Here is a 16,904-nt window from a genome sequence, read left to right on the forward strand (position 1 = left end):
CCTACCGCGGCCGGCGGGCGGCGTGTTCGCGCGCAAGTCGGGCATAACCGTCGTCGGGCGTTCCCGGCACGAAACTGCCGAACTTGCGTTCGGCCGCCGTGCGAATCAGGAAGTCGGCAATGGCCGGGTTCTTTGGGAGCAGGGAACCATGCAGGTAGCTCGCTACAACGTTGTTGTAGCGGGCGCCCTCGTGCCCGTCCTTGCTGTTGTTGCCGGCGCCCTTGGTCACGGTCCCCAGTGGCTCGACGCCGGGGCCCAAAGTAGTCTGCCCGCTGTGGTTCTCGTAGCCAAGGATGTCGCCAAACTCGGTGGACTTCATGGTCACGTTGCCGATGAGTCGCTCATCAGTACCGTGGGTTTCGACGTCAAGGATGCCGATGCCAGGAATGACCGGACCCGTGCTGGTCTTGAAGAACTTCCCGAAAAGCTGGTAAAGCCCACAGATCACCAGCATGGGAGCGCCTTCGTCCGCCAGCTGCTTTAACTGGCCGGCGCGCGATTGGAGGTCGTTCTGAATGACCAGCTGGCCGCTGTCCTGCCCGCCTCCGCCCACAATGATGTCGACGTCGTCCGGGAACTCGTCACCCACGTTGTACTCGAGCAACTCCGGCGTGTAGCCATGCCACTTGATCCGTTGCTTGAGGACCAGGGCGTTGCCCCAGTCACCGTAGATGTTCATTTCGCGCGGGTAGAGCTGGAGCACGCGGATTGTTCCCTTGCTGGACTGTTTGTCCGGCGTGGGATGGCTGTCCGCCGTGGGCTGTGCTTCCGAAGTCATGAGACCACCTCAACTATGGTGATTTTGGCCAGCTCGCGACGAATGGCGAGCATGGAAGTGTACGTGCAGAAGACGCGCTTGGGCTTGCCCCGCGAACCGTCGATGAAGGCCCGCAGTGCTGCGGTGATGTCCGGTTCAACCACTCCGAAGTGAACATCGTCGTACTGAAGTCGGAGCGCCATGTCGTAGGCGCGCACGCCCGTAAGAACTTCCACGCCGTCTTCGCGCAGGGAATCAAACTCAACATCCCACAGCCAGGACATGTCCCTGCCATCGGCGTAGTTGTCGTTGATGGCGATCATGGTGGCGTACCCGCCGGCGGGGAAGGACTTCAGCCCGAGCCGGAAACCGCTGGGGTTCTTCACGAGCACCAACTCCAGGGGCTGTCCATCCACTGTGAGGCTTTCGCCCCGGCCGAAAGCGGGAGCAACTTCCCCCAACGCCTTCACGAGCTTGGGTGTATCAACGGGGCCGGTTCCCAGTATGGACCTCGCCAGCGACAAAGCCGCCGCTGCATTGAAGATGTTATAGACGCCGCGCAGCTTCATCGATGTGGTGACGGTCTCCCCGTCGAACTCAAAGTCGGCGTCCTGGGCACCTACCCGTCGGAGCACGACGTCGGCAGCCGGCAGGTCTACATCCTCACCGGTCTCTGCGGCAACAGAGGTCCCTGACGGGGACGGGCCGATAGCCGTGGTGCGCATTTCGTCGTCGTTGGGGAACGTGCTCCGCAAGGATTCGTCGAGGCCGAAGTACCGGACTTCAGGGTGGTGAACGGCCTCAAGGGTGTTGATGGCGGTGGCAATCCGGGCGACGCGGGGGTCTTCCCGGTTGAGGACAACGGTGGCGGTGGTCTTGGAGGCGATGTGTTCCAGCAGCCGGGCGGTCTTGTCAATTTCACCGAAGCGGTCCAACTGGTCCCGCAGGACGTTCAACAGGAGGCTGAATCGCGGCTCCACTTTGTTGACGAAATGCACAGCGTGGGCTTCGTCCAATTCCAAAATGGCGATGTCCGCATCGAGCTTTCCACGCCAATCCACATCCCCCAGAAGGGAAGCAGCCACACCACGGGTGAAGTTGCTGCCGCTGCGGTTGGTGAAGACTTTCAGGCCCTGGCTTTCAAGGAGTTCCACCACCATCTTTGTGGTGGTGGTCTTGCCGTTGGTGCCGCTGACCACGGCAACGCCAAGGGGGAGCGAAGCCAGCGTTCGCTGCATGAAGCCGGGATCGATTTTCTCAACCACCAAGCCGGGAAAAGCTGAGCCTCCGCCCCGGAGTCGGGACAGTGTGCGGACCAGCTTGCCGAGGGGAACGCTGAAGGAAAGCATGCTCTGTAATATATCCCAGTCAGGGCATGGAACCCCGACCGGGCGTGTGGGCTTGGTAACCGCGGGCAGCGTCACGACGGCCTTGGGCCACTATGATGGTCGAATGACCAACCCCCTTTCTGACGCTCCGTCACGCGTGGGTTCAGGACTCCGGATCGGCGTGCTGGCTCTCCAGGGCGACTTCCGCGAGCATATTCACGCTGTAGAGGCCGCTGGCGCCACCGGCGTGGGCATACGCCGCCCTTCAGAGCTCGACGACATCGACGGCCTGATCATCCCCGGCGGCGAATCCACCACCATTGACAAACTCTCCCGGATCTTCGAAGTCCGTGATCCCCTCCAAAAGCGCATCGCCGAGGGCCTGCCGGTTTACGGCTCCTGTGCCGGCATGATCCTGTTGGCCAACGAAATCGCAGACCCTGCAACTGACCTGGACGGAAATCCGCAGCAGACTTTTGGTGGGCTGGATATCACTGTCCGCAGGAATGCTTTTGGACGGCAACGGGAGTCCTTCGAAACCGACCTCGATTTCAAAAGTCTCGATTTCAGTGCAGGGGAATCCGGCGTGGATCCCGTTCACGCAGTGTTCATTAGAGGTCCTTGGGTGGAGCGTGTAGGTCCGGGTGTGGAAGTCCTTGCCCAGGTTGACCCCGACCACGCCAGCCACACGGCTACTTTGCATGGAGTGGCTAGAATTGTTGCAGTGCGTTCCGGCCAGCTGCTGGCCACCTCCTTCCACCCGGAAGTGACGGGAGAGAAACGTGTGCATGAACTCTTTATTCGAATGATCAGAGGAGAAGCGTAAAGCATGTCAGGCCACTCCAAATGGGCGACCACCAAGCACAAGAAAGCCATCATTGACGGCAGGCGTGCAAAGTCGTTCGCGAAACTGATCAAGAACATCGAAGTTGCTGCCCGCATGGGTGGTCCGGACCTCGCCGGCAACCCTGGACTTGAACTTGCCGTCACCAAGGCCAAGAAAACTTCGGTTCCCAATGACAACATCGACCGCGCCATCAAACGTGGGGCAGGCCTCACCGGTGAAGTGGTGGACTACACCGAGATCATGTACGAGGCCCGCGGTCCCCAGGGTTCGGCCTTGTTGATCGAATGTCTGACCGACAATAAGAACCGCGCTGCATCCGAGGTGCGCCTTGCAATCTCCCGCAACGGAGGCACTATTGCCGATCCCGGTTCCGTGAGCTATCTTTTCGCCCGCAAGGGTGTTGTTGTCCTGCCCAAGAATGGCCTCAGCGAAGACGACATCCTGATGGCGGTGCTGGAAGCCGGAGCCGAAGAAGTCAAGGACAGCAGTGAGAACTGGGAAATCCACTCCGAGCCCTCTGATCTTCAGGCCATCCGCGACGCCCTGAAAGAAGCGGGCATCGACTACGACACCGATGAAGCCGAATTCGTTCCCTCCATGCAGGTTGACCTGGATGTTGACGGCGCCAAGAAGTTCATGAAGCTCGTGGATGCCTTGGAAGACCTGGACGACGTCCAGAACGTCTACAGCAATGCGGACCTCAGCGAGGAAGTTCAGGCTGCCCTCGACGCCGAATAGTCGGCCACGGCGCAGCGCGTCATTTTGACACTCAGCAGCTTCACAGCCACCAGGAAGGCCCGGACTTGACTCTTCGCGTATTGGGAGTCGATCCGGGCCTTACCCGTTGCGGCATAGGTGTGGTGGATATAGAAAAGAACCGCAGGGCCACCATGGTGGCCGTTGGGGTGGTGGGCACCTCTGCTGAACTGACTTTGGACAAACGCCTGCTGGTCATTGCCCAAGCCATCGACGAATGGCTGGACCTGCACAAGCCGGACGTCGTCGCCGTCGAACGTGTCTTCTCACAGATGAACGTCAGCACGGTGATGGGTGTAGCCCAGGCGTCCGGCGTGGTGATCGTGGCGGCCGCACGGCGCGGCATCCCCGTCGCGTTGCACACACCTTCGGAGGTCAAGGCGGCTGTCACAGGCAGCGGCACAGCCAACAAGGACGCCGTGACCAAGCTGGTGACCAAGATTCTGCGCCTGGATGCGCCGCCCAAGCCGGCTGATGCCGCGGACGCTCTTGCGCTTGCCCTGACCCACGCATGGCGCGTGGGCAGTGGAATGGGCTCAGCTGGTGGCGCCAGCAGCAACGGCGGTCCCACTCCCGCCCAAAAAGCATGGGCCGAAGCCGAAGCGAAAGCGCGCCGGAAACGGTGATTGTCAGCTCCCCTTGCTAGGGTATTCGTAGATATGTTCGGATAGTCCGCTTTAGCCGCAGTATTACGGCTACGGAGCAGACAGTATTTCAGGAGCCGGGTCTTGATCAGTTTTCTCCGTGGAACCGTAGCCCACGTTGGTTTGTCCACCGCTGTAATCGACCTCAACGGTGCGGGAATGAGCGTTTTCGCCACGCCGCAGACCTTGAGCCACCTCAAAACAGGAACTGAAGCCAAGCTCTTCACGTCCATGATCGTCCGCGAAGATTCCCTGACGCTGTTCGGTTTCGCGGACGACGACGAACGCGAAGTCTTCGACGTCCTGCTCAGCGTCAGCGGGGTAGGGCCACGTCTGGCCTTGGCCGTCCTGGCCGTGCATGAACCGGAAGCCATTCGGGTGGCGGCGCACACCGGTGACAGCAAGACGTTCACCAAGGTGCCGGGGATCGGTCCCAAGGTAGCCGGCCGGATTGTCCTTGAACTGGCCGGAAAGTTGGTTCCCCACGGAACCGGTGCCGGCGCTGCTCCCGCTGCAGCCCCGAACGCCGAATGGAAGCCGCAGGTTGTCGCAGCCATGACCAGCCTGGGCTGGTCCGAGAAGGACGCCAACGGCAGCATCGACAAAGCCATGGCCGACTCACCGGACCTTGTGGACGCTGGTAACGTGGCTCAAATTCTCCGGGCCACTCTTCGCTGGCTTGGCCAGGACGGGGCGCGCGCAGGTAACCGTGTAGGCAGCCGTGGCTGAGCAGTCACTCGTCAGCGGGGGAGAGGAACCGGAAGAGCGGGTCATTGAAGCTGCTCTCCGTCCCAAGAACCTGCATGATTTCGTGGGGCAGCACCGGGTCCGCAAGCAACTTGCCCTGGTGCTTGAGGCTTCAAAAATGCGTGGTCGCAGCGCCGATCACGTGCTGATGTCCGGGCCTCCAGGTCTCGGTAAGACCACCCTTGCCATGATCATTGCAGCGGAAATGAACGCGCCACTGCGTATCAGCAGCGGGCCGGCCATCCAGCACGCGGGGGATCTGGCCGCCATCCTCTCCTCGCTCTCGGAGGGCGAGGTCCTCTTCCTTGATGAAATACACCGCATGTCCAGGCCGGCGGAAGAAATGCTGTACATGGCCATGGAGGACTTCCGCGTGGACATCGTGGTGGGAAAAGGCGCTGGTGCAACTGCCATTCCTTTGGAACTGCCCCCTTTCACGCTGGTGGGAGCCACAACCCGCGCCGGACTTCTTCCGGGTCCGTTGCGGGACCGGTTCGGCTTCACCGGGCACCTTGAGTTCTATTCAGTGACAGAACTCGAACTTGTCCTCCGGCGCTCTGCTGGTCTTCTGGACCTGAAGGTCAATTCTGCGGGCTTCACGGAGATAGCCGGCCGGTCCAGGGGAACGCCGCGTATTGCCAACAGGCTCCTGCGTCGTGTCCGTGACTGGGCTCTGGTTCATGGCATTGATCAAATCGATGCACGTTCGGCCTCAGCGGCCCTGGATATGTATGAAGTAGACGAACGCGGCCTGGACAGGCTTGACCGCTCCGTTCTTGAAGCCCTCATCACTAAGTTCAACGGCGGCCCGGTGGGCTTGTCCACGTTGGCCATTGCCGTGGGTGAGGAACCCGAAACGGTGGAGACCGTCGCTGAGCCGTTTTTGGTCCGCGAAGGACTACTGGGACGCACACCGCGGGGGCGGATCGCCATGGCATCCGCTTGGACCCACCTTGGCTATGCGGTCCCGGCCGGAGTCTTCGGTCAGGAGACACTGGCCCTGTTCGGTGAGGACGAAAACCACGCCGAAAGTGTGGATACCGTCGGTTAACACCCTCTGTTCAGCTTTTCCCACTAGACTGGTATGACGCTCGGCACGTTCGAGTCCTTGATCCATGCCCGCTCTGCGGATCTGCCAGGGACGTTGCCGTGAACCAAAACGTAAGTACAGAACGGAACTTCCCTGTGGATCCAATGACCATATTGCTGTTCGTCATGCTTGGACTCTTTGTCTTCATGATGTTCCGCCGCAACAAGAAGACCCAGAAGCAGCAGGCTGAAATGCAGTCAAAGTTCGCTCCGGGCGTCGACGTCATGACCAGCTTCGGTCTCTTTGGCCGCATCGTGTCCATCGACGAAGCCGAGAACAAAGTCGTCATTGAACTTTCGCCGGGTAACCAGGCAACGGTTCACCGTCAGGCTGTCACCAAGGTGGTCGAGACCACCCCCGAGGAAGCACCGGTTGTTCCGGACGACGCATCTTCCCTGACCGCCGCGCAGACCGAAGCTCCTGCCGCCGTCGAGACCCCGGAAGAAACCATCGCGCGCCTCAACAAAGAGGACAAGAAGGACATCTAGCACCGTCAGTCGCGGCGACACCGCGCAAGGCAACTTCTACGGCAGCGGAAAGCCGCCGGCAGACGCTTACCAGCGTCGGCCGGCGGCTGTCCGGCGATAACAGGAAGATCGATAATGGCAAGGACCGGCCCCAAAAACTCAGCCCGCAGGGTGCTGACCTGGCTTGGAGCAATTTTCGTTGTATTAACCGCTGTCTTGGCTGGCGGAGTGGTAACTGGCCACGCCAGTTGGGCTCCCAAGCTTGCTCTGGACCTTGAAGGCGGAACCCAGATGATCCTGGCTCCCCGGGTAGAGGGCTCCAGCGAGATCAATGAGGAGCAACTCAACCAGGCTGTCGCCATCATCCGGCAGCGTGTGGATGGCTCCGGTGTTGCCGAAGCCGAAATCAGCACTCAGTCGGGCCGGAACGTTGTGGTCAGCCTTCCGGGAACGCCTTCCAAGGAGACCCGCGACCTCATTCAGGCCTCGGCCGACATGAACTTCCGCCCCGTCATCACTTATGGTGACCCGGCAGCTGTACCGGCCGAGCAGCGCACCCCTGAGGATCAGCTCCCCAAGCCCACCGCGCAGCCCACAAACGCCAGCGACATCAACTGGGTCACCGCGGACATCGTCAAGGAATTCGAAGCGCTCGACTGTGTGAATCCGTCGCCGGAAAAGCGCGATCGTTCGGATCCCGCCAAACCGTTGGTGACCTGCGAGGCGGCCACGGACAAGACCCCGGCCATCAAGTACATCCTCGGGCCTGTTGAGGTCAAGGGCCAGGACATCAGCGATTCCACCTTCACCCAGGTTCAGGGTGCCCAGGGGTCAGTGACCAATACCTGGGGCGTGAACATCGTTTTCAACTCGGATGCCACGGCAAAGTTCAAGGCCGTAACCGAACGCCTTAACCAGTTCTACGCTGCGGCTCAGGCCCAAGGTACTGATGATCCCAAGTCGCAGTTCGCTATCGTGCTGGACGACAAAGTGCTTTCCGCCCCGCGCGCGCTGGCTGTCATTACTGATGGCAAGCCCCAGATCACGGGTAACTTCACCCAGGCGTCTGCGAAGGCCCTCTCCGATCAGCTCCGATACGGCGCACTGCCCATCAGCTTTGAGATCCAATCACAAGAGCAGATTTCCGCGACGCTTGGTGGCGACCAACTTCGCCTCGGGCTGCTGGCAGGCATGATCGGCTTGTTGCTCGTAGTTGTCTACTCACTCTTCCAATACCGTGCCCTTGGCCTGGTGACCATCGCATCCCTTGTAGTTGCTGGTGTGCTGACCTATTTGGCGATTGCCATCCTCGGGTGGACGGAAAACTACCGTCTCTCCCTGGCTGGTGTGGCCGGTCTGATTGTGGCCATCGGCCAGACTGCGGACTCGTTCATTGTTTACTTCGAACGCATCAGGGATGAGCTGCGAGAGGGGCGTGGACTGGTTTCTGCCGTGGAGAACGGCTGGAAGCGGGCCAAGCGTACAGTGCTGGCCTCGAAGGCCGTCAACCTTCTGGCGGCGCTTGTCCTTTACTTCGTGGCTGTTGGCAACGTCCGCGGTTTTGCCTTCACCCTCGGCCTGACCGCCTTGGCTGACCTCCTGGTGGTGTTCATGTTTACGCACCCCATGCTGCAGGTTTTGGGGCGCACCAAGTTCTTCGGCGAAGGACACCGCTTCTCGGGGCTTTCCCCTGACCGTCTAGGCGCGGTTCCGCTTTACCGTGGCGCTGGCCGGCTTCGCACGCCCGCCGAAAAGCCCGCAGTGGTTCGCCCTCGGAACACTGGTGCGGCTGCCGAAGCCGAACGTCGCATGACCATCGCCGAGAGGCGCCTCGCCGAGAAGGGCCAGCTCACTGGTCCTTCGAACGGCACCAAGGAGGAGAAGTAATGACCACGAGCTTCGCAACCTTCGGCCATGAGCTCTACACGGGCAAGCGATCGTACAACTTCGTAAAGTCGAAGAAGATCTGGTTCATCATCGCGGCGGTCGCCGTGGCGCTCTCCATCCTGGTTCCCGTCGCCAAGGGCGGCTTCAACCTCGGTATTGAGTTCCGTGGCGGTTCGGAATTCACTGTTTCAAACGTGAGCACCACTGATGCCGCCCTCGGTGAAAAGGCCGTGCATGATGTGGTGCCGGGAGCCATCCCGCGTGTAGCAAACGTGGCAGGCAACACCATGCGCATTCAAACGGACCAGTTGACCGATGACGAGACGAACCGCATCAAGGATGGCCTCACCAGCGCCTATGGGGTGACGGAGAACGAGGTGACGTCCAACTTCGTGGGACCAACCTGGGGCCAGGATGTCACCCGTCAAGCCCTCATTGGCCTGGTGGTCTTTGTAGGGTTGGCAGCTGTCCTGATGGCGCTGTACTTCCGAACCTGGAAAATGTCGTTGTCGGCACTTGTTGGCATGCTCGTCACCATGTTCACCACGGCGGGTGTCTACGCCCTGAGCGATTTTGAAGTCACGCCGTCGGCGATCATCGGCTTCCTGACCGTGCTCAGCTACTCGCTGTATGACACCGTGGTGGTTTTCGACAAGATCCGTGAAAATACCTCGGACATTTCCACGTCCACACGCCGCACGTTCGGCGAAGAAGTCAACCTTGCTGTCAACCAAACCCTGGTCCGCTCCATCAACACCATGATGGTAGCCATCCTCCCGGTTGCAGCAATCCTCTTCATTGGTGCCGGTCTCTTGGGTGCTGGAACGCTGCGGGATCTTTCCCTGGCTCTGTTCGTGGGCATCCTCATTGGCACTGCAGCCACGATTTTCATCGCGGCACCGCTGTACGCATGGTTGCGACAGAGCGAACCTGACCTGGTGAAGCAAGCCAAGAGGGTTGCCCATCGCAGGACTGAAGCCGCAGTTCAGGGCTGAGCAGCCCCGCAATTTTGCCTTGAGCCGGCCTCCGCACCTGTGCGGAGGCCGGCTCTTTGACTTGCCTGTGTCATCGTCATGTGCTGCCCGGTTGCAGAAGCATTCACCTGCGGGAATAGACTGGGAGAATTAAATCGGTTGTGAGGGGTACTTCTGTGGAAGAACGTGCGACGTCGGCACCACCGGCGGGCGGGGATGACAGCCCCAAGGCTGTGGCAGGTCCGGCAACGAGTGTGCCCGGACGGACTGCAGCTGCGGTTCCGGTCGATGCTCCCGGCGTGCGTCCCACCTTCCCCGGACGGAGGGAACGCACCCGTTCCCGCCTTGCCCGCCTGACGGGCCGGGGCATTGCTCCGTACTCTCCCATTCTGGAACCACTGCTGCGTACAGTGAGGGCGAACAATCCCAAAGAGGACTTCGATCTGATTCAGCGCGCCTTCGCGGTGGCAGAGCAGAGCCACCAGGGGCAAAAGCGCAAGAGCGGTGATCCTTACATCACCCACCCGGTGGCAGTGGCCACCATCCTGGCTGAACTCGGCATGACCGGGACAACGCTGGCGGCCGCCCTGCTGCACGACACCGTGGAGGATACCCCGTACACCCTGGCTGACCTGACGCGGGATTTCGGCCCCGAAGTTGCCATGTTGGTGGATGGCGTCACCAAGTTGGACAAGGTCAGTTTCGGTGAGGCTGCCCAGTCGGAGACAGTTCGCAAGATGGTCGTCGCGATGGCCAAGGACATCCGCGTACTGATGATCAAGCTGGCGGACCGCCTTCATAACGCGCGCACCTGGCGCTTCGTTTCTGCGGAGTCTTCATCGCGCAAGGCCCGCGAAACGCTGGAGATCTTCGCACCACTGGCCCATCGCTTGGGTATGAACACCATCAAGTGGGAACTGGAAGACCTTTCCTTTGCAGCGCTCTACCCCAAGGTGTACGAGGAAATCGTGCGCATGGTGGGAGACCGCACGCCTGAGCGGGAAAAGAGCCTCAGCGTTATCCGCAACCAGATCGCGGATGACCTTCGGACGGCTCGAATCAAGGCGACCATCACAGGTCGGCCCAAGCACTATTACTCGATTTATCAGAAGATGATTGTCCGCGATAAGGACTTCGACGACATCAACGACCTCATGGGCGTGCGGGTGCTGGTGGATTCGGTGCGTGACTGTTATGCAGCACTGGGGACCCTGCATTCGCGGTGGAACCCGCTTCCGGGCCGGTTCAAAGATTACATCGCCATGCCCAAGTTCAACATGTATCAATCCCTGCATACCACCGTGATTGGCCCCGGCGGCAAGCCCGTGGAGATCCAGATCCGCACCCATGAGATGCACCGCCGGGCCGAGTACGGCGTGGCCGCCCACTGGAAGTACAAGGACCAGCCCAACCGGACCGCGCAAGGTCCGGGCAGCCCGCGTGACGGGGACATGGGGTGGCTGCGGTCGCTGGTTGACTGGCAACAGGAGACCTCCGATCCCGGAGAGTTCCTGGACTCACTTCGCTACGAGATCAACGCCCGGGAAGTCTTTGTTTTCACCCCGAAGGGCGAGGTCATGGCCCTTCCGGCAGGGTCAACGCCTGTGGACTTCGCGTACGCCGTGCACACTGAGGTGGGCCACAGAACCATTGGCGCCCGGGTCAACGGCAAGCTGGTTCCGCTCAACAGCGAACTGAACCATGGCGACTGGGTTGAAATTTTCACCTCCAAGGCAGAAGGCGCAGGCCCAAGCCAGGACTGGCAACACTTCGTCAAATCGGCCCGTGCGCGCAATAAGATCCGCCAGTGGTTCACCAAGGAACGCCGCGAAGAAGCGATTGAGCGCGGCAAGGACATGCTGACCAGGGCCATGCGCAAGCAGAACCTGCCACTGCAGCGCCTGATGACCCACGACGCCTTGTCAGCCGTGGCAGAGGACTTCCATTACGTTGACATCTCCGGGCTGTATGCAGGTGTCGGTGACGGGCACACGTCAGCCCAATCCGTCATGGAAAAGCTCGTTGAACACTTGGGCGGCCATGAAACGCCCGACGATGACCTCGATGAAGTCAGTATCCCCACCCAGGTTGCGAAGTCGAAGTTCTCGGATTCCGGCGTCATCGTCCGGGGCGTGGGTGACGTCTGGGTCAAGCTGGCGCGGTGCTGCACACCGGTACCGCCGGACCCCATTCTGGGCTTCGTCACCCGCGGTTCTGGAGTTTCCGTCCACCGGACGGACTGCACCAACGTCGCGGGTCTGCGTGACCAGCCGGACAGAATTGTTGACGTTGAGTGGGCGCCTACCCAGTCCAGTGTCTTCCTGGTGGAAATTCAGGTGGAAGCGTTGGACCGGAAGTCCCTGCTTTCCGACGTGACCCGTATTTTGTCCGAAAACCATGTCAACATCCTTGCCGCATCTGTTCACACGTCCAGTGACAGGGTTGCGATCTCGAAATTTGCCTTCGAGATGGGTGATCCCAAGTACCTGCACCACGTCTTGAATGCGGTCCGGCGGATCGACGGTGTGTTCGACGTCTACCGCACTACTGGAAACCGCCGGCGCAGCTAACAAGGGACTCAGCTAAGAAGGGTCTCATCTAGAGCTCTGATGAGACCAGCTGCGCCAAGGTGGCCAAGGCGCGTCTCTTGTGAGGGACCCGTGGGGCGGCTTCGACGGCCAGAACGAGCAACCGGAGCTTGATGCCGAGCTCCTCCCGTGCCAAGAGACGCCTTAGCGCCGGCAGAGCGCGATTAGTTTCAACGTGGAGAGCGATGTCAGCTGCGGTACGGAGCGGGCTGCTGACCAGCATTCCTCCGAGGCTGACAACGTCCATTTGACCTAGCCGGACTTCGTGCAGGCTGCACGGCGTGGTTCCCCGCAGGCTGGAGATGCGGTGTTTCGCATCAACCAGCAGCGACAAGTGCTCGGGTGGTTTGGCGCAACCGTAGATCCATGCTGCCGTGAGCCGTCCGGCGACCACCTTGGTCCGGATTCGTTCCGGGACTGTCAGGGCCGCTGCGCGGGCTCTAAGGCGGTGGGTGATAGCCATACCGGGTGAGGCGTAACTCTTCCCGTACAGGGGCAGCAGGATGCCATCGAATGCCATGCCCTGCAGTTCGTTCCACGAAAAGACGCGGCTGGGGGAGTAGAGCTCGGATATGACCGGCTCCTGCAAGTGGGGGGCGGTGACAGCGGGGACCATTCATCGATCATTCCGTGTGGCCGCCCTACGAGTACAGGCCCCGCCGGGTTATGTGGATAACCCGGACGGAGCCTGTAGGAAACTGCTTACTCAGAAACCCTAAGCGAGGTCACTGGCGGAGCGTTGGATCTGGTCGAGCCATGCTTGACGCGCTTCCAGGGCTTCACGGGCGGCCTTAATGCGGCGCTGGTCACCAGCCTTTTCAGCCTTCTCCAGGTCTTCCTTGAGGCCTGCGATTGCGGACTCGAGCTGTGACAAGGCACTGTTGGTGCGGGCCTTGGTTTCCGGATTGCTCCGGCGCCACTTCTCTTCCTCAGCTTCACGGACCGCATCTTCAACCTTGCGAAGCCCGGCTTCGATCCTGCCCATATCGGCCCGGGGAACCTTGCCGGCATCTTCCCAACGATCCCTGATGGACTGGAGGGCCTTCTTTGCGGCGTTGAGATCGTTGATGGGCAGGAGCGCCTGTGCCTCAGCCACCAGCTGTTCCTTCACGGCCAGGTTCGCCGTGTATTCCTGGTCGATCTGGTCGTTGGCAACCTGACGGTTGCTGAAGAAGACGTCTTGGGCAGCGCGGAAGCGGCCCCACAGTGCATCATCATCCTTGCGGCTCGCACGCGGAGTGGTCTTCCACTGGTCCATCAGCCTGCGGTACTCACCCGCAGCGAACCCCCAGTCCGTGGAGGTGGAGAGCGCTTCAGCTTCAGCAATCAGGGCTTCCTTGGCGGACTTTGCAGCGGAGTTGTTGCTGTCCAGCTGGGAGAAGTAGGCGCGGCGGTGACGATCAAATACCGTCCGAGCCGAACGGAAACGCTTCCACAGCGCGTCTTCGTTGCTACGACCGAGCCTGACCCCGCTCTTTTGCGCGGCCTTCCATGTTTCAAACAGCTCGTTCATTCGTGCGCTGGAGGTCTTCCACTGGATCTGAGCGGGGTCCTGGCCGGCAATGGTCTCAGCTTCGGCAACAATCGCTTCGCGTGCCGCAAGTTCGTTGGCGCGCACCGCCTCATGGGCGGCCTTCTCCGACTTTTCCAGCTCAACGATCTGGGTTGACAGGGCGTCCAGGCGGGCCTCGGCAGCACGGATGTCGCCCACCATGTTGCGCTCCGAGAGCTGCTCACGCAGGTGGGTTACTGTCTTTTGCATGTCCGTGGCAGGAGCCTTGGACTCCACACGGTGTTCCAGGAGAACTACCTGCGCGATGACGTCGTCGAACTTGCGGGCAAAGTAGCCAAGTGCCTCGTCGGCGCTGACGCCCGGGTACTGACCAACAGCGATCTCTTCACCGTCCAGCGTCAGGAAGACATGGCCATCACCTTCGGCGCGTCCCCATTTGGCTGCCTCGGCGAGTGAAGCCGCCGAAACCGCAGGTGCGGCAGGAACGACGGCGGCGGGAGCCTTGGGGCGGGCCGCGAAGGCTGCGGGTGAAGGCGCTGCTGACGGCGTCGGACGCGGCGCAACCGGTGATGCGGGCTCTGCGGCCGTTTCCTCCCTGACTTCCCCTGCAGCAGGCGAGGCCTCTTCTGCCTGAGCTGCCCCGTTTGCTGGCGTTGCATCGTTGGCTGGTGCTGCCTCGTGGGCCGGAGCATTCTCCTCCGGAGCCGGCGCGCCGGAACCGTTGTTGCCGGTTGCCTCGACTGCTTCTTCGTTGGCCACTACTACTGTTTCGTCGGATTTCTGACTGTCTGTCACCGCTAAAAGTCTTTCGCTTGGAGGGAACTGCTCAGGTAATGCACCCCGGGCCGGGCCTGGAGCTGGTTACTTCAGAGAAAACGAGTCTATCGTGACAGGTGCCACAGGGGCGCCGTCGCTGGTGTTTTCACCGGGTTTAAGGCCTGCTGCCGCAATGTTGGCAACGACGTCCAAGCCACTGGTCACCTTACCCACCACGGTGTACCCGCCGGCCGTATCAGCCGGAATGGTGGTGTCCTTGTAGACGATGAAGAATTGGTGCCCGTTGCCGTAAGCGTTGTTGCCGGTACGTGCCACGGCAATCGTCCCTGCAGCGTACTTGTTGTCCGCGGGAGTATTTTCCAGCGGCCCCCACCGGTAATTTGCGTCATCGGCTCCGTCTTCGGACTTGGCGCCGCATTGGAGGAGGCCGAAAGTTTCGGAAGTGGTCAACCGGTGGCAGGTCGCGCCGTTGTAGTAGCCGGCGTCGCTGAGGGACTTGAACACGGCGGCGGCCTGCGGTGCTGCGGTTCCGTTCAGTTCAATGCCGAGAACGCCGCTGTTCAATGCGAGCTCGCCAGTGAAAGTTTTACCGGCAGCCGTTTCAGGACCGGGTATGTCGGCGCTGTTCGATGCGGCCGGAGAAGCGGAAGGCGAACTGAGCCCTGCTTCGGCAGCGGCGAACTCCGCCTCGGTGGGATTGGAGCTGAAAACGGTCAATTGCAGCACTACGGCCAGGACCACTGCCACACCGGCTGCACTCGCGGCGATGGTGTTGTCCCTTTTGCGTCGCTTGCCCTGTTCCTGCCGCAGGGCACGCTTGGCTTCCATTTGCCTGATGCGCCGTTTCGCTTCGCGGTCATCCCGCGACCTTGTTGCCAAGAGTCCTCCTGATTGTGTCCACTTTCGAAGGCTGCCGACAGGAACCCGGCATGCTGCATTAGATGTGCACGCGCGGAAAGCATAAACTGGCTGCCGCACATAGTTTATGCATGACCGGCTGGACGCCCGCCCTGTAAACGCCGAAAGGGCGTTTAAAGCTGCGGTGCGATGCCAGCGTCAGCTTTCTTCGAGGAGACTTTCCACCATGGCACGTACCGCCTCCCTGTCCGGATTCCCCGAGTGGCTTCCCCAGGAGCGGTTGGTGGAGCTCCATGTGCTGGATACGCTCCGGAAGACGTTTGAACTGCACGGCTTCTCTTCCATCGAGACACGTGCTGTTGAAACCGTGGGCCAACTGCTGCGCAAAGGCGAGATCGACAAAGAGGTCTATGGTCTCAGCAGGCTCCAGGACGACGAAGGTGAGGACGCAAAATCGGACAAGTCCGACCCCAACGCCTTGGCCCTCCACTTCGACCTGACTGTTCCTTTCGCCCGCTATGTGGTGGAGAACGCCGGCTACCTGGCGTTTCCGTTCCGCCGGTATCAGATTCAGAAGGTATGGCGGGGTGAGCGACCGCAGGAAGGCCGGGCACGTGAGTTCACCCAGGCGGACATCGATGTTGTGGGCGACGGCGAACTGCCGTTCCGTTACGACGTCGAAATCGCGTTGGTCATCGCCGAGGCCCTCAGTGCCTTGCCCATCCCGGACTTCCGGCTTCGGATCAATAACCGCAAGCTGGCCGAAGGCTTCTACCGCGGCATTGGGCTTAGCGACACAGCCGGGGTGCTGCGCAGCATCGATAAATTGGAGAAGATCGGCCCCGCGAAGGTAGCCGAACTGCTTAAGAGCGAGCTCGCGGCCACGGACGAACAGGCCGGTCTTGCCCTTGAACTTGCATCGATCCGTACCGAGGACGCCTCGTTTGTGGACCGGGTCCGCGCACTTGGAGTGAAGGATGATCTCCTGGAAGAAGGCCTGAACGAACTTGAGCAGGTCATCCAAGCCGCAGTTCTGCGCGCTCCCGGCAAGGTCATCGCGGACCTCAGCATCGCCCGCGGCCTGGACTACTACACCGGGACCGTGGTTGAAACGGTGCTCGTGGGCCACGAGCAGCTGGGTTCCATTTGTTCTGGAGGCCGCTATGACGCGCTGGCGAGCAAGGGCAACCGCAAGTTCCCCGGCGTCGGCCTTTCCATTGGCGTAACCCGCCTTGTGTCCCGCATCCTCAGCCAGGAACTGGCCGCCGCATCGCGTTCAGTGCCCACGGCGGTATTGATCGCCCTGAACTCGGACGACAGTTGGTCTGCCGCGCAGGACATTGCAGCCCAGTTGCGCGGCCGGGGTGTTGCCACGGAAGTTGCAGCCAAAGCCGAGAAATTCGGAAAACAGATTAAGTTTGCCGATCGTCGCGGTATCCCTTTTGTGTGGTTTACCGATGACGATGGCAAGCACCAGGTCAAGGACATTCGTTCAGGCGTACAAGTTGATGCCGATCCCGCCAGCTGGATGCCTGCTGACGAGGATTTGCACGTCCGGGTCACCACCACCGGCTAGGGTCCAACGATTGATCCCTGGTTGTGGCGGGAGCCGTGGCCGGGGCAGGTAAACTCGGACGGGATCGTCTTTGCAACGATCCCTCTATATTTCAT

At 60.9% G+C, this 16,904-nt stretch carries 15 protein-coding genes; 10 read left to right on the forward strand and 5 right to left on the reverse strand.

The genetic code is table 11. The annotated features are described in order from the left end of the window. Position 1: 1 nt before the first annotated feature. A complete protein-coding gene (locus J7I86_RS00625) occupies positions 2-778 on the reverse strand; it encodes a type 1 glutamine amidotransferase (RefSeq protein WP_214814864.1) in 777 nt (258 codons plus the stop codon). Then, on the reverse strand, positions 775-2,106 hold the full coding sequence (locus J7I86_RS00630; RefSeq protein ID WP_214814865.1) for a Mur ligase family protein: 1,332 nt from the start codon (positions 2,104-2,106) through the stop codon (positions 775-777). Before J7I86_RS00630 ends, J7I86_RS00625 begins: the two co-directional genes overlap by 4 nt. A 103-nt stretch (positions 2,107-2,209) precedes the next feature. On the opposite strand from J7I86_RS00630, the gene pdxT reads away from it, so the two are divergent. The 9 genes from pdxT (at position 2,210) to J7I86_RS00675 (ending at position 12,067) form a co-directional block, all read left to right on the forward strand. Then, the gene (pdxT, locus tag J7I86_RS00635) at positions 2,210-2,911 is read left to right on the forward strand and encodes a pyridoxal 5'-phosphate synthase glutaminase subunit PdxT (RefSeq protein ID WP_214814866.1); all 702 of its coding nucleotides are present in this window, start codon (positions 2,210-2,212) and stop codon (positions 2,909-2,911) included. A 3-nt stretch (positions 2,912-2,914) separates the two neighbouring features. Then, complete coding sequence (locus J7I86_RS00640; protein ID WP_214814867.1) at positions 2,915-3,670, forward strand: YebC/PmpR family DNA-binding transcriptional regulator; 756 nt, start codon at positions 2,915-2,917, stop codon at positions 3,668-3,670. A 65-nt stretch (positions 3,671-3,735) separates the two neighbouring features. Beyond that, positions 3,736-4,314, forward strand: coding sequence for a crossover junction endodeoxyribonuclease RuvC (ruvC, locus tag J7I86_RS00645; RefSeq protein WP_214814868.1), 579 nt, complete (start codon positions 3,736-3,738; stop codon positions 4,312-4,314). Positions 4,315-4,416: 102 nt separating this feature from the next. Next, the gene (gene ruvA, locus J7I86_RS00650; RefSeq protein ID WP_214814869.1) at positions 4,417-5,061 is read left to right on the forward strand and encodes a Holliday junction branch migration protein RuvA; all 645 of its coding nucleotides are present in this window, start codon (positions 4,417-4,419) and stop codon (positions 5,059-5,061) included. Then, positions 5,054-6,130: a Holliday junction branch migration DNA helicase RuvB gene (gene ruvB, locus J7I86_RS00655; protein WP_214814870.1), complete on the forward strand. Its 1,077-nt coding sequence runs from the start codon at positions 5,054-5,056 to the stop codon at positions 6,128-6,130. Before ruvA ends, ruvB begins: the two co-directional genes overlap by 8 nt. Positions 6,131-6,228: 98 nt before the next feature. Further along, positions 6,229-6,657 (forward strand): preprotein translocase subunit YajC, encoded by a 429-nt coding sequence (yajC, locus tag J7I86_RS00660; RefSeq protein ID WP_396019834.1) that lies wholly within the window; start codon positions 6,229-6,231, stop codon positions 6,655-6,657. Positions 6,658-6,771: 114 nt separating this feature from the next. Continuing rightward, on the forward strand, positions 6,772-8,523 hold the full coding sequence (secD, locus tag J7I86_RS00665; RefSeq protein WP_214814871.1) for a protein translocase subunit SecD: 1,752 nt from the start codon (positions 6,772-6,774) through the stop codon (positions 8,521-8,523). Beyond that, positions 8,523-9,518 (forward strand): protein translocase subunit SecF, encoded by a 996-nt coding sequence (gene secF / locus J7I86_RS00670; protein WP_214814872.1) that lies wholly within the window; start codon positions 8,523-8,525, stop codon positions 9,516-9,518. The genes secD and secF overlap by 1 nt, the downstream gene beginning before the upstream one ends. 155 nt (positions 9,519-9,673) lie before the next feature. Beyond that, entirely contained in the window at positions 9,674-12,067 is a 2,394-nt protein-coding gene (locus J7I86_RS00675) for a bifunctional (p)ppGpp synthetase/guanosine-3',5'-bis(diphosphate) 3'-pyrophosphohydrolase (protein ID WP_214814873.1), read from the forward strand. Between the two features lie 28 nt (positions 12,068-12,095). Here J7I86_RS00675 and J7I86_RS00680 read toward each other — a convergent pair whose 3' ends face one another. The 3 genes from J7I86_RS00680 to J7I86_RS00690 all read right to left on the reverse strand — a co-directional run bounded on the left by J7I86_RS00680 (position 12,096) and on the right by J7I86_RS00690 (position 15,254). Next, positions 12,096-12,701 carry a hypothetical protein gene (locus tag J7I86_RS00680; protein ID WP_214814874.1) on the reverse strand — a complete coding sequence of 202 codons (606 nt, stop codon included), beginning with the start codon at positions 12,699-12,701 and terminating at the stop codon, positions 12,096-12,098. 99 nt (positions 12,702-12,800) lie between these two features. Next, entirely contained in the window at positions 12,801-14,393 is a 1,593-nt protein-coding gene (locus J7I86_RS00685) for a DUF349 domain-containing protein (protein WP_214814875.1), read from the reverse strand. Between the two features lie 66 nt (positions 14,394-14,459). Further along, the gene (locus J7I86_RS00690; RefSeq protein WP_214814876.1) at positions 14,460-15,254 is read right to left on the reverse strand and encodes a peptidylprolyl isomerase; all 795 of its coding nucleotides are present in this window, start codon (positions 15,252-15,254) and stop codon (positions 14,460-14,462) included. 205 nt (positions 15,255-15,459) lie between these two features. Between J7I86_RS00690 and hisS the strand changes: the two genes are divergently transcribed. Continuing rightward, a complete protein-coding gene (gene hisS / locus J7I86_RS00695) occupies positions 15,460-16,809 on the forward strand; it encodes a histidine--tRNA ligase (RefSeq protein ID WP_214814877.1) in 1,350 nt (449 codons plus the stop codon). The last annotated feature ends 95 nt before the right edge of the window (positions 16,810-16,904 follow it).

Origin of the sequence: Arthrobacter sp. ISL-95 (assembly GCF_018613695.1) — a bacterium.
In the GTDB taxonomy this organism is placed as follows: domain Bacteria; phylum Actinomycetota; class Actinomycetes; order Actinomycetales; family Micrococcaceae; genus Arthrobacter.